This is a genomic window from Vibrio sp. Vb0937 (assembly GCF_033338855.1).
Window position 1 is genome coordinate 1 of sequence record NZ_JAWOTK010000057.1, and the last position, 3796, is coordinate 3796.

Annotated in this window: 3 protein-coding genes and 1 tRNA gene; all 4 read left to right on the forward strand. The window is 43.7% G+C overall.

From position 1 onward, the window contains the following. The first annotated feature begins 175 nt into the window (after positions 1-175). The 4 genes from uvrY to R7P67_RS22940 all read left to right on the forward strand — a co-directional run bounded on the left by uvrY (position 176) and on the right by R7P67_RS22940 (position 3794). Positions 176-820, forward strand: a complete 645-nt coding sequence (gene uvrY / locus R7P67_RS22925; RefSeq protein ID WP_005386783.1) for a UvrY/SirA/GacA family response regulator transcription factor — start codon at positions 176-178, stop codon at positions 818-820. Between the two features lies 1 nt (position 821). Next, complete coding sequence (uvrC, locus tag R7P67_RS22930; protein ID WP_017820475.1) at positions 822-2654, forward strand: excinuclease ABC subunit UvrC; 1833 nt, start codon at positions 822-824, stop codon at positions 2652-2654. Positions 2655-2700: 46 nt separating this feature from the next. Then, complete coding sequence (pgsA, locus tag R7P67_RS22935; RefSeq protein ID WP_005394805.1) at positions 2701-3258, forward strand: CDP-diacylglycerol--glycerol-3-phosphate 3-phosphatidyltransferase; 558 nt, start codon at positions 2701-2703, stop codon at positions 3256-3258. A 462-nt stretch (positions 3259-3720) separates the two neighbouring features. Beyond that, a tRNA-Cys gene (locus tag R7P67_RS22940) sits at positions 3721-3794 on the forward strand. Positions 3795-3796 lie beyond the last annotated feature (2 nt).

The window sequence follows — 3796 nt, forward strand, 5'->3', positions numbered from 1 at the left end:
AAATAATAGAGTGGTTTATGAATAAGTTCTTGCTAAAGTTTGCGTTTCAGCACATATTCATAGAAAGCAATTTTTTGTCGATTACGTTAGTATATAGGCAGTCATACTGATATCCACATTTAACAAATAATGGTTATGTGGGTGCAGAACCAATACAAAGTGTGGAGATACAAGTTTGATAAATGTTTTCCTTGTAGATGATCACGAGCTGGTTCGCACAGGGATACGACGTATTATTGAAGACGTCCGTGGAATGAACGTAGCAGGAGAAGCTGACAGCGGTGAAGATGCAGTAAAATGGTGTCGCAGTAATCATGCTGACGTCGTTTTAATGGACATGAACATGCCAGGAATTGGTGGCTTGGAAGCCACTAAAAAAATTCTTCGCGTGAATCCTGATGTGAAAATCATCGTACTTACCGTTCATACAGAAAACCCGTTTCCAACCAAGGTGATGCAGGCAGGTGCGTCTGGTTATTTAACCAAAGGTGCTGGCCCTGACGAAATGGTGAATGCGATTCGTGTAGTTAATAGTGGACAGCGTTACATCTCGCCAGAGATTGCGCAGCAGATGGCATTGAGTCAATTTTCTCCAGCCTCTGAGAACCCTTTTAAAGACTTATCCGAACGTGAATTGCAGATCATGCTTATGATCACCAAAGGCCAAAAGGTAACGGATATTTCTGAGCAACTTAATTTAAGTCCAAAGACAGTCAACAGCTATCGCTACCGACTCTTTAGTAAATTGGACATTAATGGTGACGTTGAGTTAACTCACTTAGCGATTCGCCACGGAATGCTGGACACCGAGACCCTTTAGCGTGAATCCTCCTTTCGATTCGGCTTCCTTTCTCAAGACAGTAACTCATCAGCCCGGCGTTTACAGAATGTACAACGCCGAAGCTGTTGTAATCTACGTAGGTAAAGCCAAAGACCTTAAAAAGCGCCTTTCAAGCTACTTTCGAAAAAAAGTAGACAGTGAGAAAACTCGCGCGCTTGTCAGTAATATCGCCAAAATAGACGTCACGGTGACTCATACTGAGACAGAAGCGCTGATCTTAGAGCATAACTACATCAAGCAGTATTTACCGAAATACAATGTGTTGCTGCGAGATGATAAGTCTTACCCTTATATCTTTATTAGCGGTCATAAGCACCCACGGCTTTCTATCCACCGTGGCGCCAAGAAGCGCAAAGGTGAATATTTTGGCCCCTACCCAGATTCTGGTGCAGTAAGAGAAACATTGCATTTGCTGCAAAAGATATTTCCTGTGCGCCAGTGTGAAGACACTGTCTATTCCAACCGAACGCGCCCATGTTTGATGTACCAAATTGGTCGTTGTGCAGGACCATGCGTTAATACCATCATTTCTGATGAAGAATATGCAGAGTTGGTTGGCTTTGTGCGAATGTTTTTGCAAGGCAAAGATCAGCAAGTACTCAAACAACTGATCGAGAAAATGGAAGTTGCCAGTCAGCAATTGCGCTTTGAAGATGCCGCTAAATTTCGCGATCAAATCCAAGCGATTAGGCGTGTTCAAGAGCAGCAGTACGTCTCAGAAGACAGCATGGATGATATGGATGTACTCGGGTTTGCTCAGGAGAATGGTATCGCGTGTATCCATATCCTGATGATACGCCAAGGCAAAGTGCTTGGTAGCCGTAGCCATTTTCCGAAAATCCCACAAAATACAAGCCAGCAGGAAGTGTTCGATAGTTTTCTGACTCAATACTATTTGAGCCATAACGAAGCACGTACAATTCCTTCTCGTATTATTTTGAATCAAGAGTTGGCAGAAGATATTGCGCCAATACAGAAAGCGTTAAGTGAAGTGGCAGGCCGTAAGGTTCATTTTCATACGTCGCCAACTGGCTCTCGAGCAAGGTATCTCAAGCTTTCGAACACGAATGCACTAACGGCGATTACCACCAAAATCAATCACAAAATGACGATTAATCAACGTTTTCATGCGCTTCGCGAAACATTGAATTTGGAGTCTATAGCTCGAATGGAATGTTTTGATATCTCTCATACGATGGGGGAAAGCACGATTGCGTCATGTGTTGTGTTCAACAACGAAGGCCCCGTAAAGCAAGAGTATCGTCGCTACAACATTACTGGGATTACCGGTGGTGATGATTACGCAGCAATGGGACAAGCGTTGGAGCGCCGTTATTCGAAGCAATTGGACGTAGAGAAAATTCCCGACATCATCTTTATCGATGGCGGTAAAGGTCAGTTAAATCGTGCGCATGACATCATTTCGCAGTACTGGGGGGATTGGCCAAAGCGTCCTATCATGATTGGTATTGCAAAAGGCGTTACTCGCAAACCAGGTTTAGAAACGCTGATTACAGTCGATGGGGACGAGTTTCATTTACCAAGCGATGCTCCTGCGCTGCATCTTATCCAACATATTCGTGATGAAAGCCATAACCATGCTATAGCGGGGCACCGTGCTAAGCGAGGTAAAACCAGACGTACGAGTGCACTCGAAGGGATTGAGGGAATCGGCCCTAAACGACGTCAGGCGTTACTCAAGTACATGGGTGGGTTACAAGAACTTAAACGTGCAAGTGTCGAAGAAATCGCCAAAGTACCGGGAATAAGTCACTCTTTAGCAGAAATTATTTTCCAAGCATTGAAACAATAAGGAAAATCGCGCAACATTAAGCCGCAATGTGTAAGAGAATAATAAAATGCGTTTGAATATCCCGAACATTCTGTCTCTTCTTAGACTGTTCCTAATCCCTGTTTTTGTGGTTGTCTTTTATCTACCTTATTCATGGGCACCGTTTGCAGCAGCAATGGTGTTTTGGGTAGCGGGTTTTACTGACTGGCTTGACGGCATGTTGGCCCGTAAACTTGGCCAAACTTCTCGTTTTGGCGCGTTTATTGATCCTGTCGCTGATAAAGTGCTAGTGGCAACGGCATTGATTCTAATCACGGAACATTATCATTCAATTTGGGTGACCATTCCTGCGGTAACGATGATTGCGCGAGAAATCATTATCTCAGCATTGCGAGAATGGATGGCTGAAATCGGTAAGCGAGCAAGTGTTGCGGTATCTTGGGTTGGCAAAGTAAAAACTGTTTCGCAAATGTTCGCCTTATGGGTGTTGATATGGCGTTACGATGAATGGATGGTTTGGCTAGGCTTTGCGGCCTTGTATGTGGCAACTTTCTTGACATATTGGTCAATGATTCAATATTTGGCTGCTGCGAAAGACGATCTGTTGAATGAAGAGCACCATTAAATTCTGATGTTAGAAAGCAGGCTTAGTAGCCTGCTTTTTTGTATCTAAGGCAATCTACAGCATTTTTTGCTTCTCTCGCTTTTCAATGCTTGTTAACGGCCATGCTTGCAATTTGTATCTGGGGCTTTTGCTTCGATAGAGTTCCATTTGTGATCTAAGTCTTGTTTTTGTCCTTGGAGAGTCTTAGAGAGGCGAGTCTTCTGATTATTAATACTTCAATGCACGCAACGCACGGCCAGCAGTGTAAGGCGTAGCCAAAGTTTTATGATAAACAAGTGTATTTAAGCGATTTTTAGTATTAAAACTAAGCAATCCATCGTCTTTCGAACAAATTCTAGTCAAACGATTTAAAAAAATAAAAATAGTGTTGACTCGATCGCTCGAATCCGTAGAATGCATCCCGTACCCAAGAGAGCACGGCTCAAAAGGGTTGTGAAAAAGCTTAGCTTTATTCACAAATGAGGCGCCTTGGCAGAGTGGCTATGCAGCGGATTGCAAATCCGTGGACCTCGGTTCGACTCCGGGAGGCGCCTCCACT